The sequence below is a fragment of the Marinomonas sp. S3726 genome (genome assembly GCF_000967665.1).
In the GTDB taxonomy this organism is placed as follows: Bacteria; Pseudomonadota; Gammaproteobacteria; order Pseudomonadales; family Marinomonadaceae; genus Marinomonas.
This window is the reverse complement of sequence record NZ_JXYC01000036.1, coordinates 49,166-66,430: the sequence shown is the minus strand read 5'-3', so window position 1 is coordinate 66,430 and position 17,265 is coordinate 49,166. Positions and strand designations below refer to the sequence as shown.

The window sequence follows — 17,265 nt, the reverse complement described above, 5'->3', positions numbered from 1 at the left end:
ACTACACTTATCTTTGGTATTCTAATTAGCAAAGTAACAAAATGGATTCTTTTTTAGGGACAGTGATTTAGAGGTGCTTGTTAGTAGCGCCATGTACTTGTTGGTAGAAATATGCTGAATCGAAAAGAGGAAGCACTTCTTAAAAAGCTAAAAAGAAGTGAACAAAGGTTAATTGCTGCGTACAAATTGGTAGCCTTAGGTACTTGGGATTGGGACCTTGTGACCAACGAGCAAGCTTGGTCTGATAAAACCTATGAAATCCTTGGGGTAGACTCAAGTGCTGAAGTAACACGAGAGTTGTTTGAATCCTTATTGCATCCTGATGACCTTGACTATGTGAGAGAAAAACTAGAGCAGGGCATAGCACAAGAAGACGATATTACTTACGGATTCCGTATCATTCGACCAAATGGGGAAGAGCGCTACATTTACTCCCACCTTACTTTTGAAAAAGACGCCAATGGTAAAAAAGTAAGAGTATTAGGCACAAACCAAGATATTACAGATCAAAAAAGAGCTGAACATGCATTGCGTGAAAGCGAAGAACGCCTTAAAGCCGCTCAGTCGTTAGTTAATCTAGGCTGCTGGGATTGGGATCTCAAGACAAATAAGCAAGTTTGGTCAAACGAAACCTATCGCATATTTGGAATAGACTCGGGTATAGAGCCAAGCCGTGAATTATTTGAAAACCTGATACATCCTGATGATCTAGAGCGTACCCAGCTTGCAACACAAGAAGGAATAGAGGCAGGCATAGACTTTAACTTTGAATTCAGAATCATCCTACCAAATGGCGTAGAGCGCTATATTTCAACCCATGTTGGTATTAAGTCCGATGATAAAGGAAACAGTATTCGCCTGTTGGGTACTAACCAAGATATTACAGAGCAAAAAGAGATTGAGTTGCGCATCATCCATCAAGCCTATCATGACCCTCTGACTCAGCTCCCAAACCGTATGAAGTTAAATCAAGAGCTAGAATCCCTATTAGAACAAGGTAAAGAAACAGGGAGTCCTTTTGCTATCTTGTGGGTAGATCTTGATTATTTTAAGCAAATAAATGATAACCACGGGCATCTAGCGGGCGATGCTGTTTTGCAAGAAGTGGCTAAAAGGTTAAATGCTCAAATACAGCGAGGTGATCTCGTGGCTAGAGTCGGTGGCGATGAATTTATCATCATGCTGCAAAGTGCGGGTAATGCACAAAAACTTAATACCTGTGCACAAAAGATACTAAAAGAATTCCAACAACCTATATTGTTTGAAAACCTATTACTCAAAGTGGGAACCAGTATAGGAGGGGCTATTTACCCACTTCATGGGCAAAGTGTTGAAGGCTTATTTAGAGCGGCAGACACTGCCTTGTATCAAGTGAAAGAAGGTGGACGAAATGCCTATACATTAGCTCAATTAGACTGTTGAGCTAATGAGAAAAGGGCAATAGGATTTAGCCTTGCTTGATGACTTTAGCGACAAGCCTGTGTAGCTCGTCGCTTTCTTCTGGTGTTAAAGCAGATAAAAATTCTTGATTACACTCATTTGCACGGCTTGTGCCTTCTGTTTCTAAACTTCTGCCTTTCTCAGTCAAAAATATTTGAAAAGCACGTCTGCTAGTTGGGTGTGCTCTTCTTTCTACTAGCTCTAATTTTTCAAGAGAGTCTAATACGCGAGTGGTGGTGTAATGGGCTGTCTGGCATCTATGTGCTAACTCTGTCTGAGTTAAACCTTCTTCTTCCCATAGAGCAAAGAGGGTTGGCCATAAACCAATGTGGAGCCCCATTTCTTTTAATCTGCTATCTAAACCGTTCGCCATTTGTCCACCTAAAACAGCGATTAACCAACCAAGACTATTTTGTCTAACTAATTTGTTTTCTGGTTTGTTTTTGCTCATTAAATTGTCTCAATTAGCGCGATAAGTTTAAAGCTAACTATACCCACTAATGATTGTCTTTACCAAAAAATGTAATTTAGACAGTTGCTTAGCTTTACTATTAAGAACCTTGCTCAGGCTAAAAATACAAAAAGCCTGATCACCAAAAAAGGTTAATCAGGCTTTTATAGGGATCATTTTTTAAAGAACCTTAGAAGGTTTAAGGAACCTACGATTAAGTCACCTCTTCTCAGTCTTTTCAGAAAACGTATCACGCAAGGCGTTACTTTGACGTAATGTAGGTACCTTTCGAGAAGTAACAATACAGGGTGTTACTTTTTCTGAAAGACCCGAAGGGCGTAGTTTAAAAGCCCTATCTCTATGTTGAGGACCTTATCAATAGAATAACTATTAAGTTACGCTCCTCGTCATAAATCTAGCGGCTTTTATCCACACGCTGCGGGAGGAGTTATTCGCAGGTTCCTTAACCAATATGGCTCATCTCGTTAAGGGTAAACTCAACAACAGCGCCTTCAGTAGCAGCCATATAGTCTTGTAAATGTTGGTTGCCCATGTGTGTTTGCCAAAGTTCACGTGTTTCCCAGTTCTCAAAAAACATGAAGTGAGCAGGGTTTTCGTTATCTTGGTGAAGGTCATAGTTAATGCAGCCTTCTTCAGCACGAGTAATGTCAATTAGCTTTAAAAGCTCAGCTTTTACTAATTCAATTTTATCTTCATGTGCTTTGATATTGGCAACAATCGTTAGCTTAGCCATTTTTAATTCCTTTCAATTTAATTTTAAATAATTGTAAAACGTTTTGATCAAACAGGTTTAGAAGCCTTCCAGAACAATCTTGCCAATAGATTGGCCTGACTCAATTGCTTCATGAGCTGCTCTTAGGTTTGCTGCATTAATCGGGCTTAATTGCTTGTTTACTGTGGTTTTAATAAACCCTTGGTCTACAAGGTCAGCGACTTTATTAAGCAACAGGTTTTGCTTGTTCATGTCTTCTGTTTGGAACATAGAGTGGGTGTACATAAATTCCCAGTGTAGCGACAAGCTCTTACGCTTCATCTTAGAAACATCCAATGTTGCAGGATCATCTATGAGAGCAATCTTGCCAAAAGGCTTTAAGATTTCGGTATAGGTTTCAAAGTAGCTGTCCGTGCTATTTAAACTAGCAACATGGGTAACAGGGCCAATGTCTAGGGCATTAATTTGATCTGCTAGATCTTTCGTATGGTCAATCACATAATCAGCGCCTAATTCTTTCACCCAAGCTTTAGATGATTCACGTGATGCGGTACCAATAATGGTTGCGCCAGAAATTGCTTTAGCCAGTTGAATCAAGATAGAACCCACACCGCCTGCCGCTCCAACCACGAGAATAACTTCATCAGATGCTGTGTTTGTGCCAGGTGCTTGGGTTTTGATTGCAAGACGATCAAATAGCAGTTCGTAAGCGGTAATGGCGGTTAATGGCAAAGCGGCGGCTTCTGCATTATTCAAGCTCTTTGGCTTATGGCCAACAATGCGCTCATCAACTAGTTGGAACTCAGAATTACTGCCAGAACGAGTGAGGTCGCCAGCGTAAAAAACTTTATCACCAGGTTTAAAAAGGCTGGTGGCCTCGCCTGTTGCAACCACTTCACCAACGGCATCCCAACCGATGATTTTATGCTCATCACCTTCTGGTGCAACATTCTGACGTATCTTGCAATCAACAGGGTTCACTGCAATCGAATCAATCTTAACTAATAAATCATGACCTGTAGCCTTAGGTTGTGCTACTTCAATATCTACCAAAGAGTTTGCATCTGAAATAGGTAAAGACGCTTTATAGCCGATCGCTTTCATTGTGTATCTCCTTTAAATTTTGAGTTCGTTTACCAAACTGATGGACACATGATAGGGATTGCATATTGATAGATAAACAGGATAATAATTGAATCTTTTTCTAATAATTTTGGATAATATGCTTTTAGAAGATTTACATGTCGTCCTGAAAGTGGCGGAATTTCGTAGCATAACGGCAGCAGCAACTAGTCTAGATATGCGCACAGGTACTGCAAGCGCTGCTTTAAAACGGGTAGAAGCTGAGCTCGGTGTGTCTTTGTTTGTGAGAACAACAAGGCAGCTTAGAATCTCAAGTGCGGGTGAAAAGTATATTCCCCAATGTCAGCAGGCTTTGCAGATATTATCCCAAGCTAAGCAAAATATGAAAGATGGGTTAGACATAGTTGAGGGCGAGTTAAGGCTTGCCGTCTCATCAGATTTGGGTCGTAATCTTGTTATCCCTTGGCTTGATGAATTTATGGATGATTACCCAGACTTAAGCTTGAGAACAAATATTAGCGATTCTAATATCGATTTCTATCGAGACTCTGTTGATATTGCTTTGCGTTATGGCTTCCCTGATGATTCTAATCTTTACGGTTTTAAAATCTGCAATGTGCCAAGGCTAACCTGCGCGACTCATGAATATCTTACTCAACACGGCACACCTAAACATCCCCATGAGCTCTCTGAGCATAATAGTTTGCATTACCAGTTACAGGATGTAGTTTATGATGTCTGGAATTTTAGGCATGAAAGTAACGACATCAAAATGAAGGTTAAAGGTAACCGTATCTCTAACGATGGTGACCTCGTAAGGCGTTGGTGCGTTGCAAGCAAGGGTATAGCGGTTAAATCTAGTTTAGATATGGCGGCAGATTTATTGGCGCAAAGAGTGGTTAATATCATGCCTGAGTATCACCCGACGCCCACAGAGCTTTGGCTCATTTGCCCAAGCAAGCAATCTATTTCACCCGCAGTCCGGTTACTAAGAGACAGGCTAAGAGAAAAGAGTCGTGACTTATTAAGCCAGTTAGTGGAAAAAAAGATTCTTGATGAGAGCGTGCTTAGCTAGTTTTTAGCTTGCTCTTTAGTTTGATTTTTAGCTAAGCACGGCTAACTCTTGTCTTGGGCTATTGCCAAACTTACGAGAGTATTCTCGACTAAATTGAGTTGGGCTCTCATAACCAACTTCAAATGCCGCACTAGAGACAGAGGTTTGTTCCTCTCTAATCAAACGTTGTGCTTCTATTAGCCTTAATTCTTTTTGATACTGTAAAGGGGTTGATTTAGTGATTTGCTTAAAGTGCTCGTAAAACGAAGAAGTGCTCATTCCCACCTTTTTAGCCAACTCTGGGACAGATAAGGTAACTTTAAAATTGGTGCGGATTTCCTCAATAGCTTGAGTGACTTTACTTACGTGGCTGTCTTGCCCTGCCAGGTGTCGTAACATATTGCCATTGGATGACTTTAATAATAAAAAGTGAATTTCTTTTAAAATTAATGGCCCCATCACCTTCATTTCTAAAGGTTTACCTTCTAAGGCCAAATAGCGGCCCATAGCATCAATCAGTTCATTGGTGGATTGCGCTGTACTTAAAGGCTTGAACTCTTTATCGAGAATCTCAGGTTCGCCCATTTCACGCTGCAAGCTGCGAAGTATGCCCAAATCTAAGCAGATGGCGAGGCCAATATAAGGGGCTTCTTCACTCGCTTCAACAATACGAGAAAAGGCAGGTACGCTGTGACTGGCGATTAATGACATACCTGCTCGATAAGATATTGTCTCATCTCCAACGATCGCTTCTTTGCTCCCCTGCAGAATGATGCAGGCTATAGGGTGATAAAAACAGGCATTTAATTGAGTGGGCTTTTTCGACTGATGTAGAAAAAAATCAGGAAGGGGTGATACCAGTTCATCTTCGCCCATTGACTTAGATTCCATGTAATTCGTCGCTAACTCTAACAGCTCGGTTAATGTCATTTTGGCCCTGTGTCATCTGTGTTCAAAAATAAAAAGTATATTGAATGTTTTGGAATAAAGCACATCAGATGGAATCTCTCTGGAGAATTAGGCAGGTGTTTTAGAGTATTTGATAAGTTCTCTTCTGCTAAAGCCTCTAGTATGAACTAAGTTGTAATGGCGCTCTTAATAAGAGTGAGCATTTCACATAACAGACACACATTGAATATCACCAAAATAAAGAACGGGCAGGTTTGGGTGGTATTTGGTTAATCGGGCATGGGAGACGGTATGTTATACAAACTAAAAGTTAACGGAAAAGCACAAGAAGTCGAAGCAGAACCAGGTACACCTTTGTTATGGGTTATTCGTGATGAGCTAGATCTAACGGGTACAAAATTTGGTTGTGGTGTTGCCGCATGTGGCGCCTGTACTGTGCACTTTCAAGGTGAGCCAATTCGTTCTTGCTCTTTTCCAATTGATGCAGTTGGCGAAAATGAAATTACCACAATTGAAGGTCTAGAAGATAAAACTGCTAAGGTTGTACAAGCCGCTTGGAATGAAAAAGACGTTGTGCAATGTGGTTACTGCCAATCTGGTCAAATCATGTCTGCAGTGGGTTTACTTAAGCAAAACCCATCACCATCGGATGCCGAAATAGAAGCTGCGATGCAAGGTAATGTGTGCCGTTGTGCCACCTATGTGCGTATTAAAGACGCGATTAAAACCGCAGCTAAAAACTTGGAGGCATAAGATGAGTCAGACTATTTCAAGACGAGGTTTCTTAAAGTCAGCAGCAGCGGGTTCTGCTGTAATGATGGTGGGTCTAAATGCCGGTGGTTTATTAGCCGTGGGTTCTGGCGATGTAGTCGTTAACCCATTTGTAAGCATTAACCAAGAGGGTGAAGTCACAGTTGTCATCAAACATTTCGAAATGGGCCAAGGGACTACAACAGGTCTAACGACTTTGGTAGCTGAAGAGCTAGATGCTGATTGGCAAAAAATGAAGATAGACTTCGCTCCAGCCGATGGTATTCGTTATAAAAACCTTTTCTTTGGTGCCCAATTAACCGGTGGCTCCACTGCCATTGCTAACTCTTACATGCAATACCGTGAAGCCGGTGCCATGGCAAGAGATCTATTAGTGAGATCCGCAAGTACCGCATGGGGTGTAAGCCCAAATCAAATTCAAATCCGTAATGGTGTTATCAGTGCTGGCAATAAAACTGCTCACTTTGGCGAGTTTATAAAAGAAGCTATGGCGCTTAAGCCAATAGATAAACCTGTTACTAAAACACCTGATCAGTTTAATCTGATAGGTAAGCTCAAACTGCCACGTAAAGACTCTCAAGCAAAAACCACTGGCCAAGCTATGTTTGCCATGGACGTGAAACTACCTGGCATGCTGTATGTAGCGATTCATCGTTCACCTAAATTCGGTGGCAAGGTGATTTCATTTAATCTAGATGACGCTAAAAAAATAGGTGGTTTTGTCGATGCCAAACCACTTGCTAACAAAGCAGGTGTTGCTGTTTATGCGAAAAACACTTGGGCGGCTTTCAAAGCAAGAGATGCATTGAAAGTAAGCTGGGACTTCTCTGGTGCAGAAACCCGTGGCACAGAAGAAATGCGCGCTGAGTACAAGCGACTCGTCGACGAACCAGCCATGTTTAATGGTTTACCGACAACCAAAGAAGCTGCCAATACTGCCATGCAAGATGCCGAGCATTTGGTTGAAGCGGATTTCCAATTTCCTTTCTTATCCCATGCCCCAATGGAGCCTTTAAACTGTGTCATTGAAAAAACAGCTAATGGAGTGAGATTCCATGATGGTTGCCAAGGCCCAAGTCTAGTGCAAGGTGTGGTTGCTTATGTCTTAGGGCTAGAGCAGTCACAAGTTGAGGTGAAAACCTTCTACGCGGGAGGCTCATTTGGCCGTCGTGCCAATGTAAACTCGGATTATCATGTAGAAGCTGCATTGGCATTCCAAGCTTATGGTGGCCAAACGCCGGTTAAACTTGTTTGGAGTCGTGAAGACGATATCCGTGGTGGTTATTACCGTCCTATGTCTATGCACAGAGCGAAAATCGGTCTGGATGCAAACGGTCAGCTACTAGGCTGGGATCATCACGTTGCTGCTCAACCTATTATGAAGGGCACACCGTTTGAAGCCATGGTGGTTCATAACGGTATCGACCATACCAGTGTCGAAGGTCTATCAGACACCTTATACCAAGTGCCTAACATGTCTATGGGTGTAAGTGACTTTAAGTCTGTGATTCCTGTGCTTTGGTGGCGTTCAGTTGGCCATTCTCATACGGCGTTTGTCATGGAAAGCTTGATAGATATGGCGGCGGCAAAAGCCAAGCGTGACCCTGTTGCGCTTAGATTAAGCCTGCTTAATCAAACTGATGCGAAAGGCCAACGCATGGCGAACACCATTAAAACAGCGCGCGACATGGCGAATTGGAAAGAAGGTGATAAACGCGGTTTCGCGTCTCACTTCTCCTTTAATACCTATGTGGCAGTGGTGGCTGATGTCAGTGTTAAAGCCAAGCAAGTCCATGTTGATAAGCTTTACATAGCCGTTGATTGTGGTGTTGCCATTAACCCAGATGTTATCAAGGCTCAAATGGAAGGTGGTGCAGGCTTTGCGCTAGGTGCGATTGCTCGTAATGAGGTAACACTGGATAAAGGCGAAGTAATTGAAGCTAACTTCCCACAATACCAACCGACTCGTTTTGGCGATATGCCTGAAATAGAAGTTGAGATTGTTCGCTCTAACGAAGCGCCAACCGGTGTAGGAGAGCCAGCCGTTCCACCAACAGGGCCAGCGATTGCTAACGCAATTTATGCTGTTACGGGTGTACGAATTACGGATCTTCCTATGACAAAAGCAGGTTTCACATTTAGCTGAGGTACCTTCCTATGAGCAACCAACTGACTGCCATGTTACAAGCATGGCAAAAGGGCCAAGATGATGCTGATTGGGTGCTGGGGACGGTTTATAAAACACAAGGTTCCTGCTATCGAAAAGCAGGAGCCTTGACCCTTATAAACAGTCGAGGAGAGCAATACGGTTTGTTAAGTGGTGGTTGCTTAGAAGCTGATATTGTCCGCAATGCCAGAAAAGTACTGCAATGGGGTAAACCCTTATTACTCAGTTATGATGCAACCGATGAGGACGATTGGTCCTATCAGTTAGGCATAGGCTGTGGCGGTAAGGTGTATATCATGCTGCAAGCTATCACTAAGGAAAACGACCTAGGCCTCGGTGCTATGTTGACGGCGTTAGAGAATCGTCAGCCAGGCTTGTATCATCAAAAGATTAATGCGAATCAGGCTTATTTTGAACCGCTGGCTGACAAGCCTTTTCAAAAGGTGGTTATTCAACACCGCAGTGACGAAAGCCGCAATGGCGAAAGCAGCTATGCCGAAAAACCTATTGAAGAAGATTGGTTAGTGCAGCCGATTGTGCCAGAACCACATTTACTGATTGTAGGTGGTGGTGTGGATGCCAAACCTTTGGTTAATATGGCTAAAGAAATGGGCTGGAAAATCACACTTGCGGATCCAAGAGCCAGCCACGCCAGAGCAAAGAACTTCCCTAATGCCGATATGATATTGGATGATGTGGGCGAGCCTTTGTCTGAGTATCTGCTTAATCAAGGTGTGGATGCCATGGTGATCATGTCTCATAGTATGGAGATTGACGCCAAAGCATTAAAGAGTGCTCAGGTTAAAGCAATTGATTACGTGGCCATGCTAGGGCCTAAGCATAGATTTCAAGAGGTGCTTGGTATCGCGACACTCAAACCCTCTCAACTGGTATCAAAAGTCGCATCGCCAGCAGGGTTTGATATTGGCGGACAGTTGCCTGAGAGTATTGCTCTATCTATTCTGGCCCAGTGTCATAGCGTGCTGCATCATAGCAATGTGTCCCAAAGTGAGCAGAGCGAGCAGAATGAAGAGACGAGGATAGCCAGCTAATGAAAATAGCTTACGTGCTATTAGCGGCTGGCAATGCGAGTCGCTTTGGCAGCTGTAAACAGTTGGCAGAAGTACACGATAAGGCCATGATACTACATAGCCTTGAGACCTTAACTTCCTTAGCGACTTTAGCTGAGCAGACTCAAAACCAGCCGACTCAGACCAAGCAAACTCAAATCAAGCCCTTTGTAGTATTAGGTGCCTATTATGAGCAGATCAAACCAATCATAATGGGTAAGGCCGAGGTGATTTATAATCCAGATTGGTCGCTCGGCTTGGGTGCGTCTATCGCCAAAGCAAGTGAGGTTATTCAAGGATTAGGCGATTATGACGGGGTGCTTTTTACCTTGTCTGATCAAGTAAAGGTCAACCTTGAAGATCTTGAGAGTCTCATCAAAGGTTACGATGGACAGACAATTCGAACCGCTTACTATGCCAACAAACCCGGTGTGCCTGCGATTTTTCCAGCTAGCCAATTTACTGAGCTAAAAGGTCTTAAAGGCAAACAAGGTGCAAAACCTATCTTGATGGCAGCGAAAGATAATCTAAGTGTGCAAGTGATGGATAATGCGCTTTTTGATATCGATTACCCAGAAGATCTCGAACAATACCTGTCTGCTATCAAAGCTTAAGGCGTCACTCAAATAAAACTTTGTATGTCACTTAAAAAAAAGCGTCGCTCAAGCTTTAATAAACCGTCACCCTGTGTAGTTTTCTCGGCTCATCACCATAATCAATCACAGCATAATGTTGCGTGCTACGGTTATCCCAAATGGCGAGTGTATTTGGCTGCCATTTAAAACGTACCTGATACTCAGCTTGCCTTGCTATAGCAAATAGCCGATTAAGTAGTGCTCGGCTTTCGGTGTCGTTCAAGCTAATGACAAAGCGGGTGAACTGCTCGTTGATAAAGAGAATTTCTTCGTCTGTTTCAGGCAGTTTAGTGACCATAGGGTGCTCAACAGGCGGATTCGCCGCCGCTGTTTTAATCACATCTTTATGCCAGTCGGCATTTACCTCGTCTGTTTTTATGTTTTCAAATGCATGCAGTGAGTGCATCGTCTTAAGCTGGCGAGCGCTGTTTTTATCCTCTTCAGACAGCGCATTAAACACGGCTCTCATAGAGCACCAAATAGTATCGCCACCCACTTCTGGTAAATGCTGGGCATGTAGCAGCGAGGCTTTAGATGGTCTTGTTTGCCAAGTTAAATCCGTATGCCAAAAGCTTTCTAGTGGAGCTTTGCCTCTCACTGTTTCGATAACACTCACTTGCGGCGCCTCTTTCACATTCGGGAAGAAAGGATGAACTGGTGCAAGTTCACCAAAACGGCTGGCGATTTTGAGATGCTCTTCAGGCGTCATTTTCTGATCTGGCAAGAAAATAACCCCGTTTTGATACCAAGCTTGATAAACCGACTCGAACTCAGCGTCACTGCATTTTGTGAGGTTAACCCCATGAATCATGGCGCCAATATGCGGTGTTAATCGTTCGATATGCATCTGGTGTTTTCCCTTGTATCGATAATGCTTTATTAGAAAATTCTATATTAAAGTGTTGAGGCACTTTTTACTTTTTAAGAGGCACTTTCTAAGAGACTGTTTTAAAGATAAAGTTCACTCTCTAAAACGAGGCATCTTATTAATGTCTCAAGTTTACCTATTACCGCTTTAGCAAAAGAGAAGAGACTATGATCACTGCCGCAATTTTTGATATGGATGGTTTATTGTTTGATTCAGAGCCCCTTTGGCAAGAAGCAGAGTATCAGGTTTTTAGTCGTCTTGGGGTTAGAGTAACACCAGAGTTAAGCGCCATCACAGCGGCGATGACAACAAAAGAAGTTACTGAATTTTGGTATCAGCAACACCCTTGGCAAGGTGATTCTTTAGCATCTGTTGAGCAGGCGGTAATTGATCAAGTCGAACGGCTTATCAAACAAAAAGGCGAAGCCAAACCCGGCGTAAAAGAGATTCTTAATTTCTGTAAAGAACAAGGCTTAAAGATAGGCTTGGCAACTAATTCACCCTATCAATTAATCCCAGTGATTTTAGATGCCTTAGAGGTGAGCCATTACTTTGATGTGATTACTTCGTCTGATCAAGTAGAGAAGGGAAAGCCCGCACCCGATGTTTACCTTAAAACTGCACAAAGGCTCAATGTAGAGCCTAAGCGATGTATGGTGTTTGAAGATTCTCCATCTGGGCTAGCGGCTGGCGTTGCAGCGGATATGAAGGTAATCGTTGTGCCCCAGAAGGAACACTATGACAATCCTAAGTTCGAATTGTCACAGTTTAAGTTAGCTAGCTTGTTAGATTTTACGAAGCTTCACCTTGCGGCTCTTGCTTAGGCCAGAATTTTCCCTTGATGACATCGTAAGCCCAGTTATAAGCAATGGCATAAATGATGAAGAAAACTACTGCGCCAATATCAAGCACAAACACAGTCCAAAAGCTCATTTTTGTGACCCACATAATCACAGGGAAAGAGGCTAAAATCATACCTCCTTCAAAGCCTAAACCATGACCCAAGCGTAATTTAAAACTTCTTTTGAGCCTATCGCCCGGGAAAAAGCGGTCAAAGATCACGTTATAAATATAGTTCCAAGCCATTGCGATCACAGAAAGGGCGATGGCAAGCCCAGTCATGGCTGAGGTTTCTTGACCTGGGAGCAAAGAGGCGAGGCTAATTAATAAAATGAGCGCCAGCGCTTCAAAAAGCAATGCATGGAAAATACGTTCTTTCGTTTTCATTTCAAACTCCTAATAGAAAATCTCAGCTTGTTAATGGGTATTCTATTATTTATATTGATTAAACCAAGTTAATAACTATCACTTTTAATGATATGAATAATGTAGAACAGTTACGCATGTTTCTCGAAACGGTAGAGCAAGGCTCTTTTTCTGCCTGTGCAAAAAAGCTAGGGAAGGTGCAATCTGCGGTAAGCCAAGGTATTGCTAATCTAGAGATAGATCTGGATGTGCAGCTTTTTGATCGAACCACAAGAAAGCCAAGCCTCACACCAGAAGGAGAAAGGCTAAAACCCTATGCTGAGGCTATCTTGCATCAGGTCAATGAGTTTCAAGCCGTGGTGGATTCCATCAATAAAGAAGAAGAGGCGCTAGTTCGTATCACCTTTGATAACGCCTTATTGATGCCTGCTCTTACTAAAATTTTGGCCGAGTTTGATCAGAAGTTTCCAAATACCTCCTTAGAAGTAAATACAACTTCGAGTCTACAAGTTGCGAATGAAGTGCGTTTAGGTCGTGCTGATATTGGCATTATGTTGGCCAATCCAAGTTTTAATAAGCTGGTGGATTTGTGCTTTATCGGCCATTTGCCTTTTTATGCTGTGTGCCATGCAGAATACCCACTTGCCTGCATGTCTAAAATCAATGTGGGAGATCTAACGGCCCATAAACAAATCGCGTTAAAAGAGGATAGAGTCGAAACCAATCAAAGTACGCCACTTTTATCGGCAAATTTATGGTGGGCGAATGACTTTCTTAATATTAAAGCCATGATAATGCAGGGTTTAGGTTGGTCTTATTTGCCAGCACACCTTGTAGAGCAAGAGATAGAGGCTGGTAAGCTTTGTAAATTAGATTTAACTTTCGACCATAAAATCTGGAGTCCACCGATTGATATGGTGACAGAAAAAAACCACTCAAGAGGCCCTGCTCAAGAGTGGTTGTTTGAATCGCTAAAGGGGCTTTTCGACTAGTTTCTTAGCCATGCTTTTAAGTTGAGCCAGTTATAAAACAGCGACAAACTGATAAGCCACAAACCAAAGTAGCAGTGCCATCACACGGTTTATCCAAGCCATAACTCTGGGGTTTAACGCAAAGTTTTTAAGCTTGTGCCCAGCCAACAAATATAGGCTAGGCGCGCCACAAGCCATCATGCCCAAAATAAAAGACCATACCGCAATCTGGTTACCTTCGATCGCAGCCCGTGGAAACTGAATCGATACAATAGGAATGATGGCAACCAAGGCTTTTGGGTTACAGATTTGCAGCACAAAGCCTGTTTTGAAGAAGAGCTGAGTATTATTTGTTTGCAGGTACTGGTTAGCAAAGCTCGACTTCATAATCTTAAACCCCAAGTAACTAATATAGAGGGCACCTAAGATGGCGATTCCGGCTTGATAATGTGGCGGTATGATATTGCTGCCCAAATAACCGACCAGCAAAAATAAGATGAGCATGGCAAAGCCAACCCCAACGCAAAACAGCAAGGCTTGTTTGCCTTGGTTATTAACCCCAGCAAACAGAGCAAGCATGTTCATAGGCCCTGGACTGTACATGATGCCAAAGGCAAAGATAAGAATTTCGAGCATAGTGATCCCTCAAACTGAATTTGATGATTAAAAATTAAAAGGTGGATAAGGAGGTTGTTTAGCTACTTACTTTCGAAAATCACTTCTCTTGAAACAATTTCCCTTGAAGCTATTTACCTTGACGCTATTTACCTTGGAGAAAGTCTCGCTGGAACTGATAAGGGGTTTTGCCATAAGCGGGTTTAAAGCGCCGATTAAAATGGCTTAAATCATTAAAGCCATAATCAAACACAATATCTGCCAAAGGCGTGCCGGCTTCTAAGGCATCTTTCGCACGATTGATACGATAGTTAAGCCAGTATTGGTGTGGCGTCATGCCAAAGTAGTCTTTAAAGCGACGCAGAAAGTGAAACTTAGACATATGCACCTCAGCACTTAATGCATCAAGAGAAACTTCTTGGTTAAGGTGAGCATGCAAGTATTCTCTGGCTCTTTCTAATGCGGAATCTTTGCGACGATAAATTTGCCCTTGGTGTATGCCTTCTTGTCTTGCCAGTAAAACAGCAAACTCATAAAGAGCAGAAGAATAGGCCATCGCAGGGGTATCTGGGTTTTCGACGAGAGCAAACAAACGCAAGATATGCTGTTGCATAGCTGGATTGTCTTGTACTGTTTCTTTAATGCGAAAGCTGTCTGGTTTTTGAATGCCAGCTTGCTTTAGCATAGGGCTAAGCTGATCTGGGTGAACATAAAGCATCTTATAACGCAGAGTATCACTAGTGCCCACATGGCCATCGTGAGCGTCGTCTGGATTAATCGCAATCACATTACCTGCATGGCTTTTGTGGTGCTTTCCGAGAGAAAAGAAGTCCTGTCTACCCGCTAAAGTAATACCGAAAGAGAATTCTTCATGAGCATGTTTGCAAAAAGTGAAGTCCCGCATGGAGGCTTCCAATAAAATGATATCCCTATGGTTATCGCTTTTAGCAAATTGAAAATGATTCTCTACCGACATGGGTCTCACCTAAGAAGTAACGCAACTCAATTTAATAAGAGTGATTAGAGTATACAAGCTTCTTAGGTAAGACTTGGATAAAATTGCTTTATCTTCTTTGCTTTTGTTCTTGAGGTCTGCTTTTATTGTCTGGTCATTTATTCTTAGCTCATTATTCTGGGCTCTTTCATTTCTGGCTTTTTAATTCCTGGTAAGCAGTAAAAAGCTGCTGCCAAATCGGGCCGGGTTTGCCAGAACCTATGTTTTTACCTTCAATGGCGATAATCGGTTTTAGCTCCTCAATGGAGTTTGTTAACCAAACCTCGTCAGCATCCAATAGCATCTCTTTAGTGGGTGCAATCTCTTCAAGCTCCAAGCTTGCTTCATGAATTAACTTAATCACTAAATCACGGGTAACGCCGGTTAAAATGTTATTAAGTGGTGGCGTATAAATAACCATATCTTTTGCCATGAAGAGGTTGCTGCTTGGCGCTTCGACGACTAAGCCATCTCTCACTAACAAGGCTTCATCATTCTCATGACCTTGCTGATAAAGTTGCTGATAAGCCAAAATATTACCCATCAAGCTGGTGGATTTAATATCACACTTTTGCCATCTCAAATCCTCTTGAAAATAGGCATGAGAGCCTTGGTAATCCAGAGCAAAAGGCACGTCATAAGGTTGAGAATAGAGCAGGATAGTTGGCTCAGCCGTCACAGGAAAACGGTGTTTTCGTATTGCTTCAACACCACGGGTGACCTGAATATATACAAGCTCACAAGCCTGCTGCTCACTTAAAAGGGGCTGGCAAACGCTCATTAGATCATTAATTGAATAGGGAAGGTTAAGATCAATTTTCGCTAAGCTTTGCATTAATCTCTGCAAGTGCTCATGGGCACCTAGCAATTGGCCATGAAAAGCAGGAACTACTTCATAAACACTGTCGCCAAATAGGAAACCTCTATCCATGGGGGAAATACTAACCTGACTCAGAGTCATGAAGTCGCCATTGTAAAATGCAGGTAATGACTTATCATCTAACATGATTTTCTCCTAATTTGTCCTCAATATAAGGAATATGTTGAATAATGATGGAATATAATGAGAGGTTAGAGACTTAACATGTCATCAACAAACGAGTTCTGGTTCTTATGGTATGACTGAAATTCATGGTAATAAACGTTATTTAAGGCTGCCTGCGCAGCAATCTATTCGCGTATTCGAAGCAGCAGCCAGGCATTTAAACTTCACCAAAGCAGGTGACGAACTTGCACTTACTCAAAGTGGCGTGAGTAAACAAATTAAAGGGTTAGAAGCTTTTTTAGGCTCAGCACTTTTTGTAAGAGAAGGGCATCAACTTGCGCTAACAGAATCAGGCAAGATACTGCAACAAAGGGCCAGCCAAGCTCTCGATTTACTGCAACTTGCAGTGGATGAAATACAAGGCAGCCAGCCTCTATTAAGGTTACAGGTGCCGCCTACTTTTGCGGCGAGATGGCTTATCCCTAAAATGGGCGAACTTAAGCAGTCCAAGCCTGAGTTAGATTTGCATATTGAAACCACCTGGATGAGGAAGATCACTGATATCGTCAACCTGAAAGGGGATGAGCTCGCTTTACATGCTTGTCTAGATTACACAGACAAAGACGCCTCAATAGTAAAACTAAGGCAAGAGTGGCTTTGCATATTAGCGTCTCCCGCTTACCTTGAGAAAAGTGAGCCAATAAACTCAGCTGAGGATCTTATTGGGCAAACCCTGATACACACTCGTTTAGATGGGCACATACACTGGCAAGCTTGGAATGACTTGCTAGGAGAGCAAGCCCTAGAAAGAAAAGGGCAAGAAGGAATAGAGCTAGAAAAAGAAGCGCTTGATGTTAGCCAAGGTTATGAGTTTGAAACGCTAGATATGGCTCTGTCAGCCGCAGAAAATGGCATAGGGTTAGTGGTGTGTGATGTGTTTTATGCAATTAAAGCCTTAGCCGAAAAACGCCTCGTTATTCCTTTCAATATGCCGATTTTATTAGGATTAGATTATCTTTTAATCTCTAAGCAGCCTAGCAAAGGTGCCATGGCAAAATACCAAGATTGGTTAGTGCAGCAAGTGCAAGAAGATGAAACACAATTAGTGCAAGTATTAAGGGAATTAGGCATAGATGCTAACCAGAGAGTCGAGGCCTTTAAAAAAGTGAAAAAGCGTCTGAATTAATCAATTGTCTAATCTAGCCTTCGATATTTTTCTTTAGTTAGATCGACTCGTTATCTCATTGTTTTACTTTGCTATTTTGGACCTAAATCACTCATTTGTTAGACTTCTCAAAAATTGAGACAAACCT

At 42.4% G+C, this 17,265-nt stretch carries 18 protein-coding genes; 9 read left to right on the top strand and 9 right to left on the bottom strand.

The features are described 5' to 3' along the window. Nucleotides 1–111 precede the first annotated feature (111 nt). Entirely contained in the window at nt 112–1,422 is a 1,311-nt protein-coding gene (locus TW85_RS25750; protein ID WP_052702371.1) for a sensor domain-containing diguanylate cyclase, read from the top strand. Nucleotides 1,423–1,447: 25 nt separating this feature from the next. On the opposite strand, the gene TW85_RS22330 is transcribed toward TW85_RS25750, so the two are convergent. From TW85_RS22330 to TW85_RS22320, 3 genes are all read right to left on the bottom strand, one after another. Further along, complete coding sequence (locus TW85_RS22330) at nt 1,448–1,891, bottom strand: MarR family transcriptional regulator (RefSeq protein ID WP_046019366.1); 444 nt, start codon at nt 1,889–1,891, stop codon at nt 1,448–1,450. Nucleotides 1,892–2,354: 463 nt separating this feature from the next. After that, nucleotides 2,355–2,645: a putative quinol monooxygenase gene (locus tag TW85_RS22325; RefSeq protein WP_046019365.1), complete on the bottom strand. Its 291-nt coding sequence runs from the start codon at nt 2,643–2,645 to the stop codon at nt 2,355–2,357. Nucleotides 2,646–2,702: 57 nt separating this feature from the next. Further along, the gene (locus TW85_RS22320) at nt 2,703–3,728 is read right to left on the bottom strand and encodes a zinc-binding alcohol dehydrogenase family protein (RefSeq protein WP_046019364.1); all 1,026 of its coding nucleotides are present in this window, start codon (nt 3,726–3,728) and stop codon (nt 2,703–2,705) included. A gap of 88 nt (nt 3,729–3,816) precedes the next feature. Here TW85_RS22320 and TW85_RS22315 point away from each other — a divergent pair, with 88 nt between their 5' ends. Further along, nucleotides 3,817–4,782: a LysR family transcriptional regulator gene (locus tag TW85_RS22315; protein WP_238326280.1), complete on the top strand. Its 966-nt coding sequence runs from the start codon at nt 3,817–3,819 to the stop codon at nt 4,780–4,782. Nucleotides 4,783–4,809: 27 nt separating this feature from the next. Here the strand turns inward: TW85_RS22315 and TW85_RS22310 are convergent, their stop codons facing one another. Next, a complete protein-coding gene (locus TW85_RS22310) occupies nt 4,810–5,691 on the bottom strand; it encodes an AraC family transcriptional regulator (RefSeq protein WP_046019362.1) in 882 nt (293 codons plus the stop codon). A gap of 270 nt (nt 5,692–5,961) precedes the next feature. Between TW85_RS22310 and TW85_RS22305 the strand changes: the two genes are divergently transcribed. The 4 genes from TW85_RS22305 to TW85_RS22290 are packed head-to-tail and all read left to right on the top strand — an operon-like array spanning nt 5,962 to nt 10,292. After that, a complete protein-coding gene (locus TW85_RS22305) occupies nt 5,962–6,423 on the top strand; it encodes a (2Fe-2S)-binding protein (protein WP_046019361.1) in 462 nt (153 codons plus the stop codon). A gap of 1 nt (nt 6,424) precedes the next feature. Next, on the top strand, nt 6,425–8,587 hold the full coding sequence (locus TW85_RS22300; protein WP_046019360.1) for a xanthine dehydrogenase family protein molybdopterin-binding subunit: 2,163 nt from the start codon (nt 6,425–6,427) through the stop codon (nt 8,585–8,587). 11 nt (nt 8,588–8,598) lie between these two features. Further along, nucleotides 8,599–9,660, top strand: a complete 1,062-nt coding sequence (locus tag TW85_RS22295) for an XdhC/CoxI family protein (RefSeq protein WP_046019359.1) — start codon at nt 8,599–8,601, stop codon at nt 9,658–9,660. Then, entirely contained in the window at nt 9,660–10,292 is a 633-nt protein-coding gene (locus TW85_RS22290) for a nucleotidyltransferase family protein (protein ID WP_046019358.1), read from the top strand. Before TW85_RS22295 ends, TW85_RS22290 begins: the two co-directional genes overlap by 1 nt. A 55-nt stretch (nt 10,293–10,347) precedes the next feature. Here TW85_RS22290 and TW85_RS22285 read toward each other — a convergent pair whose 3' ends face one another. Then, entirely contained in the window at nt 10,348–11,160 is an 813-nt protein-coding gene (locus TW85_RS22285; RefSeq protein ID WP_046019357.1) for a TauD/TfdA family dioxygenase, read from the bottom strand. 188 nt (nt 11,161–11,348) lie between these two features. Here TW85_RS22285 and hxpB point away from each other — a divergent pair, with 188 nt between their 5' ends. Next, entirely contained in the window at nt 11,349–12,005 is a 657-nt protein-coding gene (hxpB, locus tag TW85_RS22280) for a hexitol phosphatase HxpB (RefSeq protein WP_046019356.1), read from the top strand. Here hxpB and TW85_RS22275 read toward each other — a convergent pair. Beyond that, complete coding sequence (locus TW85_RS22275; RefSeq protein WP_046019355.1) at nt 11,974–12,408, bottom strand: PACE efflux transporter; 435 nt, start codon at nt 12,406–12,408, stop codon at nt 11,974–11,976. The two genes, hxpB and TW85_RS22275, sit on opposite strands and share 32 nt — an antisense overlap. 116 nt (nt 12,409–12,524) lie before the next feature. On the opposite strand from TW85_RS22275, the gene TW85_RS22270 reads away from it, so the two are divergent. Then, entirely contained in the window at nt 12,525–13,379 is an 855-nt protein-coding gene (locus tag TW85_RS22270) for a LysR family transcriptional regulator (RefSeq protein WP_238326279.1), read from the top strand. Between the two features lie 30 nt (nt 13,380–13,409). Here the strand turns inward: TW85_RS22270 and TW85_RS22265 are convergent, their stop codons facing one another. The 3 genes from TW85_RS22265 to TW85_RS22255 all read right to left on the bottom strand — a co-directional run bounded on the left by TW85_RS22265 (nt 13,410) and on the right by TW85_RS22255 (nt 15,973). Beyond that, nucleotides 13,410–13,994 carry a LysE family transporter gene (locus TW85_RS22265; protein WP_046019353.1) on the bottom strand — a complete coding sequence of 195 codons (585 nt, stop codon included), beginning with the start codon at nt 13,992–13,994 and terminating at the stop codon, nt 13,410–13,412. Nucleotides 13,995–14,118: 124 nt separating this feature from the next. After that, nucleotides 14,119–14,949: an AraC family transcriptional regulator gene (locus TW85_RS22260; RefSeq protein WP_046019352.1), complete on the bottom strand. Its 831-nt coding sequence runs from the start codon at nt 14,947–14,949 to the stop codon at nt 14,119–14,121. A 166-nt stretch (nt 14,950–15,115) separates the two neighbouring features. Further along, entirely contained in the window at nt 15,116–15,973 is an 858-nt protein-coding gene (locus TW85_RS22255) for an aminotransferase class IV (RefSeq protein ID WP_046019351.1), read from the bottom strand. 112 nt (nt 15,974–16,085) lie between these two features. Between TW85_RS22255 and TW85_RS22250 the strand changes: the two genes are divergently transcribed. Beyond that, nucleotides 16,086–17,138 carry a LysR substrate-binding domain-containing protein gene (locus tag TW85_RS22250; RefSeq protein WP_046019350.1) on the top strand — a complete coding sequence of 351 codons (1,053 nt, stop codon included), beginning with the start codon at nt 16,086–16,088 and terminating at the stop codon, nt 17,136–17,138. The last annotated feature ends 127 nt before the right edge of the window (nt 17,139–17,265 follow it).